At 50.1% G+C, this 20252-nt stretch carries 18 protein-coding genes; 7 read left to right on the forward strand and 11 right to left on the reverse strand.

Annotation, left to right across the window (positions count from 1 at the left end):
• Positions 1-3: 3 nt before the first annotated feature.
• From BQ5456_RS02625 to BQ5456_RS02635, 3 genes are all read left to right on the forward strand, one after another.
• A complete protein-coding gene (locus BQ5456_RS02625) occupies positions 4-837 on the forward strand; it encodes a carbohydrate ABC transporter permease (RefSeq protein WP_071128619.1) in 834 nt (277 codons plus the stop codon).
• A 14-nt stretch (positions 838-851) separates the two neighbouring features.
• The gene (locus BQ5456_RS02630) at positions 852-2645 is read left to right on the forward strand and encodes a glycoside hydrolase family 2 protein (RefSeq protein WP_071128620.1); all 1794 of its coding nucleotides are present in this window, start codon (positions 852-854) and stop codon (positions 2643-2645) included.
• A gap of 62 nt (positions 2646-2707) precedes the next feature.
• Positions 2708-3655, forward strand: coding sequence for an ArsR/SmtB family transcription factor (locus tag BQ5456_RS02635; protein WP_071128621.1), 948 nt, complete (start codon positions 2708-2710; stop codon positions 3653-3655).
• Between the two features lie 338 nt (positions 3656-3993).
• Here the strand turns inward: BQ5456_RS02635 and BQ5456_RS02640 are convergent, their stop codons facing one another.
• The 5 genes from BQ5456_RS02640 to BQ5456_RS02660 form a co-directional block, all read right to left on the reverse strand.
• A complete protein-coding gene (locus BQ5456_RS02640; protein WP_071128622.1) occupies positions 3994-5478 on the reverse strand; it encodes a glycoside hydrolase family 32 protein in 1485 nt (494 codons plus the stop codon).
• Positions 5479-5611: 133 nt separating this feature from the next.
• Positions 5612-7012 carry an ABC transporter substrate-binding protein gene (locus BQ5456_RS02645; RefSeq protein ID WP_071128623.1) on the reverse strand — a complete coding sequence of 467 codons (1401 nt, stop codon included), beginning with the start codon at positions 7010-7012 and terminating at the stop codon, positions 5612-5614.
• A gap of 8 nt (positions 7013-7020) precedes the next feature.
• On the reverse strand, positions 7021-7974 hold the full coding sequence (locus BQ5456_RS02650) for a carbohydrate ABC transporter permease (protein WP_071128624.1): 954 nt from the start codon (positions 7972-7974) through the stop codon (positions 7021-7023).
• A 10-nt stretch (positions 7975-7984) separates the two neighbouring features.
• Entirely contained in the window at positions 7985-8902 is a 918-nt protein-coding gene (locus tag BQ5456_RS02655) for a carbohydrate ABC transporter permease (protein ID WP_071128625.1), read from the reverse strand.
• Positions 8903-8953: 51 nt separating this feature from the next.
• Complete coding sequence (locus BQ5456_RS02660) at positions 8954-11107, reverse strand: alpha-galactosidase (protein WP_071128626.1); 2154 nt, start codon at positions 11105-11107, stop codon at positions 8954-8956.
• A 182-nt stretch (positions 11108-11289) separates the two neighbouring features.
• Between BQ5456_RS02660 and BQ5456_RS02665 the strand changes: the two genes are divergently transcribed.
• The 4 genes from BQ5456_RS02665 to BQ5456_RS02680 all read left to right on the forward strand — a co-directional run bounded on the left by BQ5456_RS02665 (position 11290) and on the right by BQ5456_RS02680 (position 13726).
• The gene (locus BQ5456_RS02665) at positions 11290-12468 is read left to right on the forward strand and encodes an ROK family transcriptional regulator (protein ID WP_083378320.1); all 1179 of its coding nucleotides are present in this window, start codon (positions 11290-11292) and stop codon (positions 12466-12468) included.
• A gap of 74 nt (positions 12469-12542) precedes the next feature.
• Positions 12543-12767, forward strand: coding sequence for a type II toxin-antitoxin system RelB family antitoxin (relB, locus tag BQ5456_RS10475; RefSeq protein WP_071128627.1), 225 nt, complete (start codon positions 12543-12545; stop codon positions 12765-12767).
• 1 nt (position 12768) lies between these two features.
• Complete coding sequence (locus BQ5456_RS02675) at positions 12769-13032, forward strand: type II toxin-antitoxin system RelE family toxin (RefSeq protein WP_071128628.1); 264 nt, start codon at positions 12769-12771, stop codon at positions 13030-13032.
• 406 nt (positions 13033-13438) lie between these two features.
• Positions 13439-13726 carry an addiction module antidote protein gene (locus BQ5456_RS02680; protein ID WP_024059238.1) on the forward strand — a complete coding sequence of 96 codons (288 nt, stop codon included), beginning with the start codon at positions 13439-13441 and terminating at the stop codon, positions 13724-13726.
• A gap of 153 nt (positions 13727-13879) precedes the next feature.
• On the opposite strand, the gene BQ5456_RS02685 is transcribed toward BQ5456_RS02680, so the two are convergent.
• The 6 genes from BQ5456_RS02685 to BQ5456_RS02710 all read right to left on the reverse strand — a co-directional run bounded on the left by BQ5456_RS02685 (position 13880) and on the right by BQ5456_RS02710 (position 20234).
• Entirely contained in the window at positions 13880-14149 is a 270-nt protein-coding gene (locus tag BQ5456_RS02685; protein ID WP_071128629.1) for a type II toxin-antitoxin system RelE family toxin, read from the reverse strand.
• Positions 14146-14430 carry a type II toxin-antitoxin system RelB family antitoxin gene (relB, locus tag BQ5456_RS02690; RefSeq protein WP_235858521.1) on the reverse strand — a complete coding sequence of 95 codons (285 nt, stop codon included), beginning with the start codon at positions 14428-14430 and terminating at the stop codon, positions 14146-14148. Before relB (BQ5456_RS02690) ends, BQ5456_RS02685 begins: the two co-directional genes overlap by 4 nt.
• A gap of 345 nt (positions 14431-14775) precedes the next feature.
• Positions 14776-16383 carry a class I adenylate-forming enzyme family protein gene (locus BQ5456_RS02695; RefSeq protein ID WP_071128630.1) on the reverse strand — a complete coding sequence of 536 codons (1608 nt, stop codon included), beginning with the start codon at positions 16381-16383 and terminating at the stop codon, positions 14776-14778.
• A gap of 112 nt (positions 16384-16495) precedes the next feature.
• Positions 16496-17638: a glycerate kinase gene (locus BQ5456_RS02700; protein ID WP_071128631.1), complete on the reverse strand. Its 1143-nt coding sequence runs from the start codon at positions 17636-17638 to the stop codon at positions 16496-16498.
• A gap of 68 nt (positions 17639-17706) precedes the next feature.
• The gene (locus BQ5456_RS02705; RefSeq protein WP_071128632.1) at positions 17707-19044 is read right to left on the reverse strand and encodes an MFS transporter; all 1338 of its coding nucleotides are present in this window, start codon (positions 19042-19044) and stop codon (positions 17707-17709) included.
• Positions 19045-19058: 14 nt separating this feature from the next.
• Positions 19059-20234: a thiolase family protein gene (locus BQ5456_RS02710; protein WP_071128633.1), complete on the reverse strand. Its 1176-nt coding sequence runs from the start codon at positions 20232-20234 to the stop codon at positions 19059-19061.
• Positions 20235-20252: the final 18 nt, after the last annotated feature.

The following is a 20252-nucleotide window of genomic DNA, read 5'->3' on the forward strand; positions in this document are numbered from 1 at the left end:
GCCATGAAGTTTAGCACCGTTGAAAAATTTTTTGCCGGAATTATTCTCTTAGTACTCTCAGTCCTATGGATATTCCCAGTTGTTTGGGCATTTTTCACCTCATTCAAATCCAAAGATGAGATCATTTCTAGCAGTTTTAGTCTGATTCCTAAGAAATTCACTTTGGCTAACTATATCGAGCTACTAAGCGCCAATGAACAAACACCTGTATTGACTTGGTTTTTCAACTCGTTGGTAATCTCCGTAGGTGAAACGCTGCTTGTGTTAATTGTTGTTTCACTCGCAGCCTATGGATACACCCGAGTTAATTTCAAGGGAAGGGACGTACTCTTTTTATTTTTACTATCGACGATGATGTTCCCCTCAGTCCTTAGCTTAATTCCTAACTATAAAATCGTAGACACCTTGGGGCTTTTAAACTCTCCCCTGGCTGTGATATTGCCAGGAGCCGCCGGAGTCTACAATGTTTTCTTAGTTCACCAATTCGCCAAGGCAATCCCTAATGAGCTAGATGAGGCAGCTAGGATAGACGGAGCGAGCCACCTTCAAATTTATTTACATGTGATAATGCCTTTATTAAAACCAGCTTTGACGGTTGTGGCGTTATTTACTTTCACCGCGGCATGGAATGATTTTTTGTGGCCCTCAATTGTACTCACCGATGTGGGAAGCATGGCTATAACCCCTGGCCTGCAACTTTTACAAGGCCAATACGAAACTTACCCTGGTATTTCTACCGCTGGCGCATTAATCGCCTTACTACCGATGCTGGCCATATTTATTTTTGCTCAAAAGTATTTCATGGAAGCACTGCATATGACCAGCGGAATCAAGTAATTGGAGGACTTTCTATGACCTATTTACGTAATGAGTATCCACGTCCGCAGTTTAAGCGGGAGAACTGGCAGAATCTAAATGGAGTATGGAATTTCTGCTTTGACGACGAAGACGAGGGTCTGCGTGAGCGTTGGTTTTTACAAGACACCCCTTTCAAGATGCAGATCAATGTCCCTTTCGTTTATGAATGTGAGCTCAGCGGCATTAATGTCCAAGAGCGACACGACATTATCTGGTACAAACGCGATTTTGATACGCCGACCTTAACCCCACAACAACGCTTAATACTGCATTTTGGAGCAGTCGACTATCAAGCACAAGTATTTATTAACGGCCAGATGGTAAAAGAACACATCGGCGGTGAGACCCCGTTCTCTATCGATGTCACACCTTTCCTCGAAAAAGGGACTGTTCAAAGCCTTTGTTTACGAGTTCATGACCCGCTTGATAACCAAGAAATACCGCGTGGCAAACAGTTCTGGATGCCGAAATCCCAGGGAATCTGGTACACACGAAGCAGCGGAATCTGGCAAACGGTTTGGTTGGAAGTTGTAAACGATCAACATATTGAATCGCTATCTATCGAACCCGATTTGGACAGTGGAACTGTTGAGTTCAATATTAAAGCTAAAACCAGCAATCGAAATACTATGCTGGGTTTGGAGATTTATTATCGCCATCAACTGGTCGTAGAGACACGTACCAAATGTATAGAGCCCAAACTAAAGTTTTCTGTGGATCTCGTGCAATCAGATGTCTTCCGAACAGGTTTTCATGACAGCGATGAATACTTGTGGAGCCCAGAATATCCCAATTTATTTACAGTTAAACTAACGTTAATAGATATTGGTTCAAATATTGAAATAGACTCTGTTAGCAGCTATTTCGGAATGCGAAAAATACATTCAGAAAATGGAATTATTTGTTTAAACAACAAGCCTTACTACCAAAAATTAGTTCTTGACCAGGGATATTGGCCTAGAGGCTTACTGACTGCCCCTGAAGATAAGGATTATCGTCGGGATATTTCCTTGGCGAAAGAGATGGGCTTCAATGGGTGCCGAAAACATCAAAAACTTGAAGATCCTCGTTTTCTCTATTGGGCAGATAAACTAGGTTTTCTAGTTTGGGAGGAATGTTCCTCTACCCCGTTTTTCACTGCGGAATCTCAAATAGCCATTTTCGATTCTTGGAAAGAGGTTTACCTGCGAGATCGTAATCATCCCTGTATCATAACCTGGGTACCACTGAATGAAAGCTGGGGTGTTCCCAATATCCACTTAGATGGGAAACAACAGCACTGGGCACAGACTCTGTATCATTTGTTGCGTTCGCTCGACAACACTCGTCTGGTGAGTTCCAACGATGGTTGGGATCAAACTGTCACCGATATCTGTGCCATTCACAATTATCGGTTCGGAAAAAATGAAGACGACCCCGAGTTCAAAGAATTCTGTGAAACTCTTAGCTCCCCGGAGGCGTTAGTGTCGCAATATGTTAGCGGACGCCCGGTATACGCCAATGGGTTCAGTTATGGCGGAGAGCCCATTCTAGTTACTGAATGCGGGGGTATGGGATTTGCTACCAATCAGGAGTCGGACTGGAGTTACCTCAGCATATGTTCCGAAAAAGAATTTTTATCTGCCTATCGACGCCTTGTTTCTGCGCTCTGCACTTCAAAGTATGTGCAGGGATTCTGTTACACCCAGCTCACGGATGTCGAACAAGAGGTCAATGGGCTACTAACCTACGACCGCAAGCCCAAATTCGATTTGAAGGAGCTACACCAGATTAACGCAAACAACTAGCTCCGCAGCTAGAATTGGAAAGGACAATATATTAATCGCAAAGAGCCCGGAGAACACTAGGTATGGAACTTCGTCTGGACAAGGAATCCCTAGTAGTTTACCGGGCTCTGGCATCTGATTCACGGCTTAGCGTTCTCCAACAGCTATCTCAAAAACCCGCAACCGCTACCGAACTGGCAAAGATTTTACACCTTAGTAAGACAACGCTTTCGAGACACTTAAACCAGCTACGCCAAGCAGGCTTGATACAGGTAAAAGAAGACTCTCAACATGAAGATCGCCGCCAAAAAATAGTTTCCTTATCTGTCGATTCCATAGAAATAGTTTTCCCTTCGAAGATTTACCTCCCCTTTGAACGTGTCACTCAGAAAACACCTATCGGTTACTATTCGGACTTCCAAGCCGAGCCCACCTGCGGGTTAGCCAGCAGGACCAAGATTATCGGAGTAATTGATGATCCTCGTAGTTTCACTTGCAACGATAGAATTCGCTCCCAGCTATTATGGTTTTCCTCCGGGTTTGTATCTTATCGATTACAAAACCCTTTAGACTCAAATCAACATGCGGAGATGCTTGATATTTCTATGGAAATTTGTAGTGAATATCCCGGATCCAACAACGAGTGGAAAAGCGATATTTTATTTACAATCAACGACGTAGATGTAGGATCTTGGACGAGTCCCGGAAATTTTTCTGACGTTCGTGGCATCTTGACGCCCTCGTGGTGGAAATCCAACTTGAGTCAATATGGAAATCTGATTCATCTACGAATTAATCACGAAGATAGCACGGTGAATGGTAAACGTATATCAGGCTGTACCTTAAATGAGTTACGTCTTCATTCTTCCCCCTTCCTTACGGTTAAAATTGGAACAAAACCTGACTCTCCTAATCAAGGAGGACTTACTATATTTGGGAAGTATTTCGGAAATCACGCGCAAGATATAGTAACCACCTTGTATTATTCGGAACCGTCAATTCGCAGCGGGGATAGCGGCAAGCTCCTCTAACCTCGGAGTGTTCTTCTGTTACAGCTGTGGGTTGAGTGGAATCCTGAACTACCCCAGCTTTCTTCTGATTACCCGAATAATACAGTAAGTGAATGCTTTACAATTATTACTCAGCAAATCAAGGTGCAAGTACTGCACTTTCACCAGTATTTTGTTGCGGTTCTACAAGCTCTTGATTGCGAATCTACCGAGGACGCAAAGACCAAATCTAACAAGTGCAACTACTATTGCTAAAAAAGTTGTGGGCAACCAATTCTCCGGCTGCACACGACTCTTATCCAATACCTAAAACCGTTACTAGCAAACAAAATACGCTACTAGCAACCGTCTGCGATTACTTAGTCTCCCCAAATAGATTTGAGGCAATGGATCTTCAGGTCGCTGACCGTAATCACTCCCCCAACTGAGGCGATACTGAACCCGCGTTTACCCTCGGTCGGGAATGCCAGTGAAGATAAGCTATAGCGGCCATCATTGATAAACACCTCAAGCGAGCCGCGATCAATGATTACCCGCAGTTTCAACTGCGATCCCCCGACGTATGGAGCAGAGCGATAACCACGATCACTGGACCCACTCTTGCCCCGATCGAGGATTACTCGATTCGATAGCGAGTCGTAGGCAACCTCGATATAGCGGTCGGCACTGGTCTGTTGCACCAGCAAAGAGACCTGTTCAGAGGAGGTTTTATCCAGATCTACCGTCAATTCGATTTCCCCGACAGGCAAATCAGCCACCAGTTCAACGGTTTTATCGGTATCCACGGTAAATGCGCCCTCAGCAACCGTGTCCTCACGCAGACCCTTGAACTCTGGGATCGGGGTAGCAATAATCTCTAGGTCTTTACTCAGGGATACCTCCCGCGGGGTCGCGAGATGCCCACTCCAACCATCCTCTGCTTGGCTGGCCAATGGCAAGGTGAAGCCTCCCATCCATCCAAACATTAGGCGGCGATTATCGGGAGAATGCATCGACTGAGGCGCATAAAAGTTATGGCCGAAATCGAACTGGGCGAAACTCTTGAGAACTTTAAAGTCCCCTCCCGGAGTCCAAATTCCTACCGCATAACCGGTGTTGTGTCCATTGCGTTGGTTATATCCCTGGCGACGTACGGAAGTCATCGGGCTATAGACCAGCACCCATTTGCCATCAACTTCAAAAAAGTCGGGGCACTCGATCATAAATGCATCCGGATCAGGATCTTCATAGAGTACCCGATTAAATTCCCAAGTGTATAGCTCGGCGGATGAATAGAGCCATACTTGCCCGCGCCCCTCCGGCGTTTCCACCCCGAGTACCAGCCACCATTTTTCGCCTTGTTTCCACACTTTGGGATCGCGGAAGTTAGAGATTCCTTGAGGGCTTTCAATAACGGGCCCGTGTTTAGTGAACGTCTGCCCATCGGAGCTGACTGCCAGACATTGGCGTTGGATTGCGCCATCACCATCATCTTTACCGTTCGCCCAGCGGTTACCCGTATAGAAAACATACAGTTTCCCCTGATGCTCGAGGGCGCAGCCAGACCATACGCCATCGAGGTCGTAGTCTTCACTGAGAGCGAGGGCGATAGATTCGCGTTTCCAAGTCACCAAATCTTCACTTGAGAAGTGACCCCAATGCATAGGCCCCCACTGCGCACTATAGGGATGGTGCTGGAAAAACGCGTGATAGCGGCCTTGGAAGTAGCTAATACCATTAGGATCGTTGATCCATCCGGCGGCTGGAGCTAGGTGTACCTGCGGATACCAACGCGGGTTTACGTCTTCTTGGGTCGCCGCGACGAAGTTATCTGCTTGTTGTAAAAGTTCTTGATGCTCAGTCACAAGATTCTCCTTTTAGCGGCTGCCACAGACTTAAAAATATCTGTATCTCGCCATCCCCCTAAAACGAAACTTGGACGCCCTCACCGTAATCACGATCAGGGCGTCCAAGTTTCAGTCATTACCTTTAAATCAGCTAATCTTTTCCACGGTTAGAGCGCATTAGCGTATTTACCCGCTTGTTTGCCTCCGTCAACGAGGACGGCTCGCTTTCAAATGCGACAACCGAAGACATTGCCGGCTTCATGAGGGCATCTACCTGCGCCCACCGGTCAACTACTGGAGACGGTACCGTAGTACCTTCCTCAATATGAACCGAAAATGCGCGAGCATCAAACCCCATATCTTCAAAGGTTTTGATTGCCTTCTTGCTTGAAGAAGATATTGCCGGGAACACCGTACCTTGCTTGGCAATTACATCTTGACATTGAGCTGACCCCAGGTATTTAACCCAACGCCAGGACTCTTTAGGATGCTTGGTGCCAATCCAAATCGAATCTGCCAAACCATTCATCACCGAAGCGCGATGCCCATCGGGACCGATTGGGGTGGGGGCAACTTGAATCGGGAGTTTAGTGGCGTTAGCGATAGTAGAAATATTCCACGACCCCTCAACCAGGCTGGCATATCCACCTGACCCGAGAGATTCCACAGTCCCGATCCCCGAGGACGCCACCGATAGCGGCGGCATATATCCCTTATCGATCAAGGATCGCCACCATCCAATACTTTCCTGGAACTTCGGATCGTCGTAGTTAAAATGCATCCCCCAGGGATTCTTATCCGTCCAGGTCCAGCCACCATTAGACAAAGCATAAGGTGACCACTGCACTTGCCCATATCCAGATCCAGCTTCGTTGTAACCCAACCCGTAGACTTTTACGTGTTTCTTGTCGAAACCGGGTTCATCCCCGCGAACGCCATTCACATCTACCGTGAGACGAGCAAGAAACTTTTCAAAAGTCCCGCCGTCTTTCGGATTCCATTCTAATTTCCAGAGGTCTTCTTGGGTATAACCTGCCTCTTTAACCATATCCTGGTTGTAGAACAGCGCTTCAGTATCCCAGTCTTTAGGAAGACCGTAACGATGCTTACCGTCCGCAGACTCCCACTGTTCGGCGAGTCCCGGGGCATAATGACTCAAATCAAACTTCTCGTCCTTGACATAAGGTTCAATGTCCAGGAGCTGCCCCAATGAGGAATACTTACCGAACTGTTGCGTGTGGTCAGTGAAAACATCTGGCGCATTTTCAGCCACCATAGAGGCTGTCATTTGCGTCCAGTAGTCATCCCAACCAAACTGTTCGATTTGAATATGGATATCGGGATTTTGTTTCTCAAAATCGGCAGCACATTGGCGATATCCCGGAAGTTGCCCCGAATCCCATAACCAGTAACGCAATACGGTTTGCCCCGGTTTTCCACTCACTTGCGAACTGCAAGCAGCAAGTCCACCCGCAAGAATCAAACCCAGGGTCGCCGCCAAAACAGCGGTGACCATCCGGCGCCCAGAAGCAGTAAACGCAGATTTTTTCATGTCGAGCCTCACTTAATTCCAGAGAATCCAACAGAGTTCACAATCCGCTTTCCGAGGATGATGAACAAAATCATAATGGGGAGCGCTGCTACTAAAGCGGCAGCCATCAGAGCTGTCCAGTCCGGCGAACCTTGCGGTTTTTGGGATCGGAAAATACCCAGCGCTACCGTCAGCACCCGCACATTATCGGACTGCCCCACCAATAACGGCCACATATAGTCGTTCCAAGCGTTAATAAAGGTCAGCACTGCCAAGGTAATGATGGGGGCAGAGGCCATCGGACAAATAACCCGGAAAAATACCCGGAACGGACCTGCCCCGTCGATCATTGCCGCCTCATCGATCTCACGCGGAATTCCGAGGAAGAATTGGCGCAAGAAAAATATCGAAAACGGAGTCATAAAGAAGGTCGGCAGGATTATCCCCGCGAAAGTATTGAGCAGACCCAGCTGTTTAATCAACACGAAGTTAGGGATGGCAGTGAAAATAGACGGCACCATCAGCGCCGATAGGAACAGCGCGAAAACCGCATCTCGTCCTCTCCACCTTAAACGGGAAAATGCGTAGGCTGCCATCGCCGAAAACAAGGTTTGTCCAATCATAACTGCCGCTGCCACCACGCAGGAGTTACGCAGGTACAACCAGAAGTTAATTGAGGCTCCTGCACCCCCTTGTGCCAAAGACTCTTCCGGGGTAGTCATCCCTAAAACCCGTTTATAGGCATCGAAAGTGGGATTTTTCGGCCATAACTGTCCCGGGTTTGCCAGCAACTCTGAGTTGGTCATCAAAGAAGACCGCAGCATCCACAAGAAGGGGAAAATCGTTAAAAATAACAAAATAATCAGGCATGCCCACGCACCGTAGAAACCTGGGCCGCGATGTTTACTGGAACCAGTCTTTTTACTCACAGCGCCCTTTTTAGAGGACGTGGCTTTGGTATCTGTCACCGTTGAAACACTCATAACTCGCTCCTCACAGTTCGTCGGATTCGCCGGCGCGCATAAGTCGCAGCTGAATCAGCGAAATCCCAAATAGCAGAACAAATAGCACCATGGCGATGGCAGAGGCATACCCGAAGTCGAGCTGTCCGAACGCCAGATCCCAAATGTAGTAGTAGATAACCCGGGTGGCGTTGATGGGGCCACCTTTAGTGGTAATCGCTACCGTGTCGAAGATTTGGAAGGAGCCAGTCAAAGTCACCACCAACACCATGGCGAGGACGGGACGAAGCAGTGGCAAAGTGATTGAGAAAAACTTTCGTCCCTCCCCGGCTCCATCAATATCGGCCGCCTCATAGACCGAGCGGTTGATGGTTTGCAGCCCCGCGAAAACCAGTAGCGCCGTATAACCCATGTGTCGCCACACGTTAATAAATGCGACTGTAGGAATCGCCCAGGCTGATTCCCCAAAAAATGCGACCCGGTCTAGTCCCACCCAGGTGAAAATTTCGTTTACAATACCGATTTGGTAATCCATCATGAAGTACCAAACCAGGGCAACAACCACATTCGCTATGAAATAGGGCAACAATGCCATACCGCGAATAATGGTTGAGTTGGTTAAGCGTTGCAGCAGAACTGCCAGGACGATGGCGATAATGGTTTGAAAACCGATGTTAAGCACTACGTAATACACCGTGACTTTTACGGCATTCCAAAATAGCGGGTCATGGATTAGACGACGGTAGTTCGCTAATCCTGTCCACTTTTCGGGAGTTAGCACTGCGTAATCGGTAAATGAAAAATAAAAACCGCGCAGTGCTGGTAGTAGGTAAAAGAAAAATAAGCCGATTCCAGCGGGAATCAAGAAAATTAACGCATATCGCGTTTGACGTGAGTTAACCACGCGGCGTTGCTTCTTCCTCGAAGCAACACCCAGGGATGTGCTCATCAGTTTCTCCTTTCAGATTTTTTTGGGGAACAAAGCTGGGTTAGGCGCAGATCATTGCGCAGTTAAAACCATCAAAACGGTTTGCATAGGATTGAGATCCGGTAGGCGGATGCCGGCTCGTTGCAGTACAGTTCCCGGTAACTCCAATCCCTCGTGCCACCAAGAAACCGTGCCTTCGCCCTCGCCAATCGCAGACTTGATTCCTTTGGGCAGCAGCTCCCGGAGCCGGTAAGAAATGGAGCTATCTAATCCCGGTAAGCAAAGCGCTGGTGAGGGACGTTGAGCCGATGTGCGCAGGCGGGTCACCGCAAACACGGCCTGGTCTTTGTCCTCGGATACCACTCCATGAACCCAATAACCCTGGTCAGGATGATCTACATGGACAGTTCGCCCAGAGTGCAACAGGGGGCGCAGTTCCTTATGGAGAGCTACCCAGCTTGCAAGTTGCTCAATCTCTTCTGCAGGGGCGGATGCCAAGTCCCATTCAATTCCCATGTGCGAGAACATAGCGTTGGAGGCACGCAGAGCCAGGCTTAGGGTACGTCCGGTTTGGTGAGAAACCGGGGAAGCCACGTGGGAACCTACCAGCTCCGGCGGGAGTACCAGGGAGGTGCCCGCCTCTATCAACATCCGCTCAATGGGATCAGTACAGTCGGAGCCCCAAACCCGGACAGCATAGTCCATGATTCCCAGATCGATGCGACCACCACCGCCCGCGCAGGATTCAATTTCCAGGTCGGGATAGGCTTTTTGAATGTCCTCCATGAGCCGATAGGTAGCGAGAGTTTGCTGGTGATATGCCGGAATCCCGCTAGCAGGTGATACTGCCTCGTAGAGGTCACGATTGAAATCCCACTTAATATAGTCAATCTGAGTGGATGCCAATACCACTAAAATCTGCGATTTTACGTGTTCAAAAGCTCCGGGATTGGTTAAATCCATTACCTGCTGGTGGCGAGCTTCTTGGGGGCGATGGGTACGTGGGGAAAGCATCCAATCTGGATGTTCCCTGGCCACCTGGGAGTCGGGGTTAATCATTTCTGGCTCAAACCACAGCCCGAACTGCATTCCCTTGGCGTGCACTGCATCTGCCAGCGGGGATAGCCCCTCGGGCCACACCTCCTCAGATACTGTCCAGTCTCCCAAACTGGAAGTATCATCGCGACGTCCGGAGAACCAGCCGTCATCGAGCACGAAACGTTCTACGCCAACCTCAGCTGCCAGGTCTACCAGCTTTAATAGATGCGGTAGCGATTGATCAAAATAAACAGCTTCCCAAGCATTAAGGGTCACTGGGCGGGGAGTTTTCGGATGGTTATCGCGACCGCGAACAAAACTATGTATCCGCCCTGCCGCCTCATCTAGTCCGCGCCCCCAAGTGCCAATGATCCAAGGAGAGGTGTATTCTTCACCTTTTTTCAGCACGACTTCGCCGGGTAGCAATAATTCCCCTGCTAATAGTCCTTGATATCCTTGAGTATCTTTTTCGGCAATGGTGCGGGTATTTCCGGACCATGCCACGTGTGCATAGTGAACCAGCCCGCTGCGCCAGGAAGTATTGGCTTCACAAGTTCCGTGGATACTGGATAGTGCGTGCCCGCGTGCGATCCGCGTGTCGCGTTGATGCGCTCCGATAGTGAACTCATGCTTTTGAATATCACGTTCTCGCAGATGATGCCCGGTTTGATCCAGAACATAGGTTTCTGCTGCCGGCGTAGGCAGTCCCAACAACACCGAATCCACCTGGTAACCGTCAGCGCCAGTGTTGGTGATCGTAGCTCGGGTACGGATTATGCCGGAGGGGGCAATCTCAAGTTCCAAGGTGAGGTCGATATCGGCTTCCATGTCATGTAGTTTTGCCGACATAGCCGAGGCCACACCGTCAGTTCCTTGATAAGTCAGTTTCATATCGGTCAAGTTGAAAGCCGAAAAAAGGGTTTTGCCGTTACGTGAACCAACTAGCCCCGGTGTCCCTACCCAACCCTCACTTTGTTGCGGCACTAAAGAAAAGAGGGGGGAAATATCGGCATTGCCGGAAACTACGGCCGAAAATTGAGAACGCGAAAAATTTTGACTTTGAGCAGCAGTTAACTCCCCAAGATCTTCCCCCCAGTAGAGAATCTGCGGAATTCTCCACTCTGTAATGCGTAAATACACTGAGGTGCCGCCATTACGAAGATTAAGTAACGTAGGAAAATTCGTCATCGATTCCTCCAAGAAAAATTTTAATCGACACTTCATTGCACCGACTTATTTTCATTACTAAAAATAATAGCGCGATTGTTGAGTTGTTACAAGAAGTTTTGGGAAAATAAATTCCGCGCGCCCTACTGCGCTGCATCTGGGCAATGTCTTGAACAACTGAAAAGGATTGCGAAAGGGGAACGATGACACGGATATTTGATGATTCTGCGCTTGCTATCGTTGCGCACGTCTTGGCGCACGGTCCCCTTTCGCGTGCCGACACCGCACGTGATCTTGATTTATCTCCTGCTACCCTCACCCGCCTAGTTCGCCCTTTGATTAGCAGCGGAACAATCAGCGAAGTGCGTTCTGGGAAATCAACAACCGGGATGGGGCGCCCCACCAAGTTATTGGAAGTTGCTTCTAATAACCGTTCGTTTATCGGAATTAATCTGACCAGCTCCACAATCCACTGTGTGCGTACCGATACCCATGCGCGCATTATTTCTAGCAAGACGATTCCAATTCAAAACCAGAGCGCCACTGAGTGCCAAAAACAATTGAAAAATCTGATTGACGAATACACTCGATCCACTAATCACCCTCCGATTGAAGGTGTCGGAATTTCTCTGGGGGGAAAGATTGATAAATCCAGGGTGATTGAAAGTCGTTTTTTAGGCTGGCGAAACGTTAACCTAAAAACTTTTTTCACAGAAACCACAGATGAAAACATTCCCGAGATAGAACTAGTTAATGACGTAACTGGTTTAACCATGCTAGAGCAATGGTTTGGGCTGGGTCGACACTGTGAAGATTTCGTGGTTGCCACTATTGGGGCTGGTGTAGGTCACGGCATGGTGCATAACCTACGAGCTGTTCGCTCCCCACAGGGCGGTCTAGGTATGACCGCACATCTTCCTCTAGCGGGAGCCCACGGCGTTTGCCAATATGGACACGTGGGGTGCGCTAATGGGGCACTGACTGTGCCAGCAGTTTTATCGCGAGCTCAAGCAGGTAGAGCCATTACCGAGGACGATAATTCACCAACCTCTGCGGAAGAACTCATGCGGCTTGCGGATAGCGGCGATAAATCTTGTAGGCGCGCGATTGCCGAGTTTGCTGAGAGCCTGGCGGTGTACGTTCAGACAGTTACATCTGCCGCTTTAGTCATGGACGTGGTCTTGGATGGAGAGGGCGTGTGCCTATTGGAATCTCGCTGGGCAGCGAATTTCGACAAGCATCTAAATTCTTATGCCCGCCCTGATGATCCCCGAATTACGGTTCACCGGCGTTCAGGTAGTTTTGAGCGTTGGGCACAAGGCGCCGCGGTGGCAGCAATCGTAAAGTGGCTAATCCGTGCGACTCGCAGCGCTAAATGGTAAGGCGTAAGTCAATACACTCACTGCCGCCCACCACCTACGTATTACATTGTCTTATAAATAGAGGGGAGGTAGCGATGGCTAGTACAACTATTACTATCAGGCTCGAGCGGGAAGAAAAGGCTCTCATTTCTGATTATGCCGCTGCCTTCGGAATCTCTGTATCCGAGTTTATTCGCAGGGTAACGCTGGAGCGTATAGAGGACGAACTAGATTTACAGGCCTGGGAAGAAGCGAAAGCAGAGTTCGAAGCTGACCCGGAAACGATTTCTTCCGCCGAGATCGCAAAGAAATACCTCTAGTATGTGGAAACTGGAGTTTTCTAAGCACGCCGATAAGCAGTTATCAAAAACGGATCCCGGCGTCAGGCGAGTTATTGTCGCTTGGCTGCTCAAAAACATCGACGGGTGCCTAGATCCCCGCGCGCACGGAAAAGGCTTGAGCGCCAACCTATCTGAAAAGTGGCGTTACCGAGTAGGTAACTATCGCGTACTTTGCGATATCAAAGATCAAGAACTGGTAGTGATCGCAATCGAGATCGGGCATAGAAGCCGCATTTACCGCTAGGCACCTGGTTTCCTATATGGCAGGAGAGTGTTAACCGATAGGTTCCTCTGCGACACCCCGGGGAAAAACCTGCACCAGGAATCTCCCCAGCAGCAGTATCCGAAAAGTCCAACTTGCACAATAGAAACGGTCCAACTTGCACAACAAAAATGGTCCAACTTGCACAACACCCGATAAAACAGGGCTGGCTGCTAATGCCGTTCTGAGGTTAGATTGCGTGGTATCCTGCCCTATCGGGGTAAAATGAACAGCACTTTTTGACTGCTGTAGCTTTTAAGCTACAATTAGGGTGTGGAAAATGCTTCCAGCAGCTTGTTTGGCGCTTCGCTGGGGGGTATAGATCTAACCAAACCAGAGATATTAAAACCGCTCAGGAACTCGCAAAACAGATAAGGAAGGAACAATCATGAACGAGGTGACTTTTTCTGCGTTTGACGCGAGCAAATACCTTGACACTGACGAAGCGATAAATGACTATCTAGCTATCGCACTCGAAGACGGTGACACCAAAACAGTGCAAGTGGTTCTACGTGATATTGCCCGCGCACACGGCATGACTCAGCTCGCTAAAGAAACTCAGCTAAACCGCGAATCCCTCTACAAATCATTATCCAAAGAGGGCAACCCCTCCTTTGCGTCCATCACGAAAATCATGAAAGCCCTGGGGCTAAAAATGACCCTCTCCACTCAATAGCACTAAACTCCGTAGCGGAAAAGATCAACCCTAAGTTTTTCCAAACAATCCTCCCGGATTACCGCCCCGGGATACACCGGATCTTTCATACTCACGTTTCTCTCGCCCTCCCCTAGCTCGCTCTCAGAGAGACGCAGCCTTCAGCGCAGGTTATTACCGGTAAACGTCCCTGCGATGCCCCAGATCAACCAGAATAATAATCAGTTCGCGGTCCCGAATTTCAGTAATGAGCCGATAGTTTCCAACCCGGTAACGCCAGTAACCAGAGAATTTGCCCTTTAATGGTTTGCCATACTTTCTCGGCTCAGCGGTATTGACTAGGTTCTTTTCTACCCACGCTTTAATCATCACCAAAACCGGCTTATCCAGTTTTTTCAGGGCTTTCTTGGCTTCTTTCGTGTAGTAGAGCGAATAGCGCTTCATACCCCCAATTCCGCCCATACATCATCGTGGGAATAAAGCTCCGCCTCACCGGCACCCTTCTGCTTTTCATAACGCGCGATCGTCTTCAGATCGTATTCGTCCTCAATGCGTTCCATCATGGTTGCGCGAATAACCGCCGATAAACTACGGTTATGAATCCGCGCGTAATCCTTATATAAATCCAGCTCTTTATCTGGAACCCGTAAACTAATCGCCCCCATCATCTCTCCCTCCGGCGCTGTATTACAAGTGTAGTACCATCTGGCTTGGGGGCGCAACATTTTTACCCCTCCTTCCCGAAGACGAAAACCCGGGTATCTAAAGCCATGGTTAGCTAAACCCACCCGTCACACCAACGTCCTGGAGAGAAAAGAAACCAGCCCCCACACGGCTGGCATAGAAAAATCCCTAGAACCCGAGACCTTGGAATCATTGGTTTATAGCAAATTCGGCTTCGAAAAGTTCGACAGTTAAATCTCTAACCTACTGTGCTCAGTAAATCTTGAATCGGCAGGGGTGTGAAAACTCTGTAATACCAAAGCCCCATAGTTATCTTGGAACAGGGCGGCGCTAAAATTTCACTCACAGTTTGGCAGTTTCGATGAAAACCTAGAGAATAAATCAGTTTAGAGAGAAACAAACAATGCTCGTACCGCGCTCTTATCCACCTTCGAACCAGCGGTCAGCGGAATGGCGGAAACCTGGCGGAAGTATACCGGAACCTGGTAGCGCGCCAACCGCTTATTTAGTTCTTGTTTAAGTTGTGTTTCACTGGTGTTTGCCCCATCCTCAAGTACCACGGCAGCAGCAGCAACTTCACCATAGACTGGGTCTGGAACTCCAACCACAGATGCATCCGCAATCACGTTTAGCCTACGCAGTTCTTCTTCCACATCGATACACCAGATTTTTTCACCACCGCGGTTAATCATGTCTTTCTTGCGATCCATCAGGTATATATACCCCTGAGAATTGGCTCGCCCTACATCACCGGTGGCTAGCCAACCATCGGCGGTCAAGGCATCAATTTCGATTTCGTCATAGCGCCTAGCAATGTTAGCTCCGCGCATTTTTATTTCGCCCACCTCCCCAACGGGCAATTCCACCCCAGAATCATCACATATCTTCACTTCTAGTCCGGGAATAGGTAATCCAGAGGATCCTAAGTAAGGAGAGCCAGCCGCATCACAGGGAAACACGAAAGCAGGAGAGCAACTTTCGGTTAGCCCATACACCGTACGGAACTGCATTTGCGGCATCCATTCGTGTAATTCTTTAATTCGCGATACCGGCATATGGGCTGCGCCACATGCCATCTTCTGCACCGATGGAAGTTCGGGAAAACGATCACGCTCTTCTAACATCAACGCGAAAACCGTAGGAGAGGCATGCACAAAGCTAACCGCAGAAATGAAAATTTCCTTGACAAATGGTCTGCCTTCCATACGTTTCTGGATATGAATTGAACCTCCCAAATAAATAAATAGTCCAATGATGGCAATCATTCCGGTTACATGGTAGATGGGAACGGCGATAATAGTAGTGTCATCGCTGGTTAACTCAAGTACCCTTTCATAAGAACGTACAGCATGTACTGCGTTCATATTTGTCAGCAGCACACCTTTGGATAGGGATGTGGTTCCCGAAGTAAATAACAGGATGGAATCCTGCTCGATTCCCGGAAGTGGAACCTCTGCCAGCACTGTTTTCGGGTCTAACTCCCCCTTCTCACTATTCAAAGGTAACCCGCAAGCACAGGTGTTAGAGGAGGTGGTAACTACTGGCTTATCCTCAAACCAAGCAGCTTGCTCAGGATGACAAATGACTAAATCTAAGTTGGCGCGAGCCACCAAAGCGTCGATTTCTGCCCGACGGAATTTACCAGGGAGCGGCACTATGATGGCACCTAGCCGGTTGCTAGCGTAGAAAGAGGTAATAAAGTCAATTCCGTTGTCCAGCAATACCCCTATTCGGTTTCCGGGACCAATTTTGTATTCTGTGTGCAAATAGGCCGCGAACTGGTCGGTTAGCTGCTTGACTTCAGAGAAAGTGAAACGGTTACCGTCCTCAGCAAAAATTGCCACCTTACTGGCGAACCGTTGCGCGGTATTTACTAGAGTTTCATAAAGTGAAGCAGGACCAGGTACATAGGTTTGAACCGTTCGCCCATATACCTCAACTGGCTGCAAATCGTGCACCATTTCTTCTGGCCAAAGTGCTTGCCCGGAAATCATCTTTGAGTACTCCTTGTTCAACTTTTAGTCTGGGGCTTCCCGATTAGGCGGCTCTGCCAAACCGGCTCCCCTGTAGGTGGCTTGGCCCGTGCTGAGCCAAGCCGACTTAGAGCTATTCGCGTGTTCGTGCCGCCGCGAGGATGCGGCACGCCATTCGCACTGAATCTTGTAGTGACGGCTGGGCTGTGGCGAGAGCCTCTTTAAGGGTGCCAACAACCCGCACGGTGGGGATGATGGCCGCGAAACCGTTTTCGTGTAGCGACTCCACGTCGCGGCCCAGATTGCCGGTGAACGCAATAGTGGGTACGCCCTGTGCGCGTGCCTCGAGCATAACCCCCCACGGGGTTTTGCCAAATTTGGTCTGGAAGTCCATGGAGCCTTCTCCGGTGAACACGAAGTCCGCACCCGCGATTTTTTCGCCGAGCTTCACGGTGGCTATCACGACTTCCACGCCGCGCTGCGGTTTTGCGCCCAGCAGTGCCATGAAGGCCGCGCCCAGGCCGCCGGCTGCTCCGGCTCCGGGAATCTCGGATACGGCACGCCCGCTTGCCGAGTCCAGGAGCTTGCCCCATTGGGCGAGGGCTGCGTCAAACACCTCAACCTCATTCGGTTGCACGCCCTTTTGGGGGCCGAAGACGGCGGTTGCGCCGCGTTCGCCGGTGAGTGGGTTATCGACGTCGCACGCGAGCGTGATTTCTACATCTTGCCAGCGTTCGCTGATGCCGCTGGTGTCCAGGTTGGCGGCGTCCGCCAGAGCCAGCGCCCGGGTCTCAATTTCCTTTCCTGCGGCAGTTGTGGCAACCGCGCCCAGGGCGCGCGCCATGCCCCAGCCGCCGTCATTGGTGGCTGATCCGCCCAGGCCAACTATCAGGCGGGCGGGGGAGAGTTCAAGTATGTGGTTGAGCAGCTGACCCACGCCCGCGGTGTTTGCTTCGCGGGGGTTCAGCTCTTCTGTGGTGAGGTGTTCGATGCCGGCAGCCTCGGCGATTTCGACGACCGCCAGGCGTTCCGCCTCGATCCACCCGAAGTGGGCGGTCCTGGTGCGCCCGAGTGCATCGGCGACATCGGCGTGGAGTAGTTTGCCGCCAAGCGCGTCCACCAGGGACTGGGTGGTTCCTTCGCCGCCGTCAGCCATGGGAACCTCAATGCATTCAGCATCAGGGAACACATCACGAACCCCGGCGCTCATCGTTGCGGCGGCGGTGGCGGCGCTCATCGTGCCTTTGAAAGAATCAGGGGCGAGGACGAATTTCATTGCTACTCCGATTGTTGAGTGGTGGGGTAGCCGGGTTTAAAGCGGCTACCCCACCAATCTAGGATGTTTTACGCATTTGCTGATTCTTCAGCATTGGTGTTGCGGTACTTCAGACCCCATACCAGGACGGAACCAACAAGCACAGCGATGATGATGAACCATAGACCAGCAAGCTGGTTGCCGGTCGAGTCCTCTAACTTGCCCATGACCGTGGGGCCTAGGAAGCCACCCGCCAGGCCGCACATATTCATGAATGCGACAGCTGCTGCAGAGGTGGCGCCAGAGAAGCGCTGCTGCGGGAAGGTGAACAGGATCGACTGGATCACGAACAGCTGTGAAGCAGCGATGAAGAAGCCGATAACGGCGACCCATAGGTTCGTTGAGGCAACAGCAGCGATGGTCAGACCAGCGGCAACCATGAGGAACCCAATCGAGGCCATGAACTTCGACTTGCGAAGGCCGGTGGCGTACTTCGGTAGGAACCAGGATCCCAGCGCAGCCGCGATCCACGGAATCGCAGTAATTAGACCCACCGTCATGCTGCCCATGTTCGCGTCGTAAGACTTAATCATGGAGGGCAAGAAGTACGACAGCGAGTACACAGCGATCTGGTGGGTGAAGTAAGCAACAACTACCAGCCAGATAATTGGATCGCGAAAGACCGGGCCCAGCGCGCGCAGATCACTGTGGCTGGACTCTTCTCCAACGTCCTCCGAAGCGAGGTAACGCTCGATGAGATCCTTATCCTCGTCGCTGAGCCACTTAGCGTTTTCTGGCTTATTAGGAAGCCAGTGCCACACGCCGTAGGCAAGGAAAACTGCCGGCAGACCTTCAATAATGAACATCCACTGCCAACCGTGTAGGCCGAGCAAACCATGCATCTGGAGCAGAGCGCCCGCCAGCGGGGCCCCAATGATGTTTGCGATCGATACGCCGAGGAGGAAAATGCCGATGGCGCGAGCGCGGTACTTCTGCGGGAACCAGTACGAAATGTACAGGATGATGCCAGGGTACAGGCCTGCTTCAGCGACACCTAGCAAGATTCGCAGTACGTAGAACGATGTATCGTTCCAGACGATCGCCATAAGCATCGAAATAATGCCCCAGGTGACCATGATTCGGGTGATCCAGAAGCGAGCACCCGTTTTGTGCATGATCAGGTTCGAGGGGATCTCGAGCACGGCATAGCAAAGGAAGAACAGACCGGCACCGAGGCCGTAGGCGGCCGCCGAAAGGCCGATATCAGCCTGCAGCGCTTCTTTAGCCATACCGATATTGGTGCGGTCAATGAAGCTAATGATGTACACGATCACCAGGAGCGGCATCAGCTTCTTGAAGTTCTTCTTTGTTAGTAGGTCCATCCTAGATTTCTCTTCGGAGGAGAACTCAGCATGTGTAGTTGACATATAATTTCTCCGTTCTATAGTGCGCGGAATACCGCTGCCACGCCTTGGCCTCCACCAATGCACATGGTTACCATGCCAAATTCGGTGTTCGTGCGACGCAGGTTGTAAAGGGTACGAAGTGTCAAAATAGCGCCAGTTGCTCCCACCGGGTGCCCCAATGCAATCGCGCCACCCAGCGGGTTCGTCTTATCCATATCCAAATCCTGGTCACGGATCACGGCTAGTGCCTGAGCGGCGAAGGCCTCGTTAAGCTCGATCCAGTCGATATCGGCCAGGGACAGCCCAGCCTTATCAAGCGCCCGCGGAATCGCCAATGCTGGAGCAAAACCCATAATTTCGGGAGCCAAACCTGCCTTTGCAAAACTAACCAGCTCACCAATCGGCTTTAAACCTTCCGCCTTGGCAATAGATTCAGTGGTCATCACCAACATGGCAGCAGCATCGTTAATGCCGGAGGAATTACCGGCGGTAACGGATCCACCTTTGCGGAAAGCAGGACGTAGTTTGGCCAATTTCTCCTCGTTGGAGGTGGGGCGCAAATGCTCATCGGTGTTAAACACACGCTCTGACTTACGTTCCTTAACTGTGATGTCCACGATCTCATCTTGGAACATGCCGTCAGCTTGAGCTTTTGCGGCTAACCTTTGTGAACGTGCTGCAAAAGCATCTTGATCCGTGCGGGAAATATCGAATTTATCCGCTACATTTTCTGCGGTAACACCCATCGGGTAACCACCAAAAGGATCGGTTACTAGCGACATGGTTCCATCAACCAAGGTATGGTTGCCAGTGCGCCAGCCGTTACGCGCCTGAAAATCCATAAAGGGCTGATTCGACATATTTTCGGAACCACCGGCAACTACGAATTTCGAATCTCCAGCACGCAGTTCAAGCGCTGCAGATTGAACTGCCTGCAACCCCGATCCACATAACCTATTTACTGTAAAAGCAGTGGACTCTTCGCGTACTCCCGCCTCTAAGGAAATTCGGCGTGCCAAGAAGGCATCCCCGCCTACTTGTCCCACGCAGCCAACTACTACTTCATCAATTGCATCCATGGGAACGCCAGAACGTTCCACCGCCGCTTTCATCGCGGTTGCCCCCATGACGTGATTAGGCGTAGTGGACAGGGAACCAGCAAATGTACCGATTGCAGTCCTTGCGCCCTCAATAATGACTATTTTTTCCAATTGTTTACCTTTCTTAAT

The sequence above is a fragment of the Varibaculum massiliense genome (assembly GCF_900106855.1).
In the GTDB taxonomy this organism is placed as follows: domain Bacteria; phylum Actinomycetota; class Actinomycetes; order Actinomycetales; family Actinomycetaceae; genus Varibaculum; species Varibaculum massiliense.

Bases quoted from the DNA above. Each gene is read 5' to 3' on its own strand.
- BQ5456_RS02665 (WP_083378320.1), top strand. From the start codon at position 11,290: ATGACACGGATATTTGATGATTCTGCGCTTGCTATCGTTGCGCACGTC.
- BQ5456_RS02675 (WP_071128628.1), top strand. From the start codon at position 12,769: ATGTGGAAACTGGAGTTTTCTAAGCACGCCGATAAGCAGTTATCAAAA.
- BQ5456_RS02655 (WP_071128625.1), bottom strand. From the start codon at position 8,902: ATGAGCACATCCCTGGGTGTTGCTTCGAGGAAGAAGCAACGCCGCGTG.
- BQ5456_RS02700 (WP_071128631.1), bottom strand. From the start codon at position 17,638: ATGAAATTCGTCCTCGCCCCTGATTCTTTCAAAGGCACGATGAGCGCC.
- BQ5456_RS02705 (WP_071128632.1), bottom strand. From the start codon at position 19,044: ATGTCAACTACACATGCTGAGTTCTCCTCCGAAGAGAAATCTAGGATG.
- BQ5456_RS02630 (WP_071128620.1), top strand. From the start codon at position 852: ATGACCTATTTACGTAATGAGTATCCACGTCCGCAGTTTAAGCGGGAG.
- BQ5456_RS02660 (WP_071128626.1), bottom strand. From the start codon at position 11,107: ATGACGAATTTTCCTACGTTACTTAATCTTCGTAATGGCGGCACCTCA.
- BQ5456_RS02685 (WP_071128629.1), bottom strand. From the start codon at position 14,149: ATGAAGCGCTATTCGCTCTACTACACGAAAGAAGCCAAGAAAGCCCTG.
- BQ5456_RS02695 (WP_071128630.1), bottom strand. From the start codon at position 16,383: ATGATTTCCGGGCAAGCACTTTGGCCAGAAGAAATGGTGCACGATTTG.
- relB (WP_071128627.1), top strand. From the start codon at position 12,543: ATGGCTAGTACAACTATTACTATCAGGCTCGAGCGGGAAGAAAAGGCT.
- BQ5456_RS02635 (WP_071128621.1), top strand. From the start codon at position 2,708: ATGGAACTTCGTCTGGACAAGGAATCCCTAGTAGTTTACCGGGCTCTG.
- BQ5456_RS02645 (WP_071128623.1), bottom strand. From the start codon at position 7,012: ATGAAAAAATCTGCGTTTACTGCTTCTGGGCGCCGGATGGTCACCGCT.
- BQ5456_RS02625 (WP_071128619.1), top strand. From the start codon at position 4: ATGAAGTTTAGCACCGTTGAAAAATTTTTTGCCGGAATTATTCTCTTA.
- BQ5456_RS02680 (WP_024059238.1), top strand. From the start codon at position 13,439: ATGAACGAGGTGACTTTTTCTGCGTTTGACGCGAGCAAATACCTTGAC.
- BQ5456_RS02650 (WP_071128624.1), bottom strand. From the start codon at position 7,974: ATGAGTGTTTCAACGGTGACAGATACCAAAGCCACGTCCTCTAAAAAG.
- relB (WP_235858521.1), bottom strand. From the start codon at position 14,430: ATGTTGCGCCCCCAAGCCAGATGGTACTACACTTGTAATACAGCGCCG.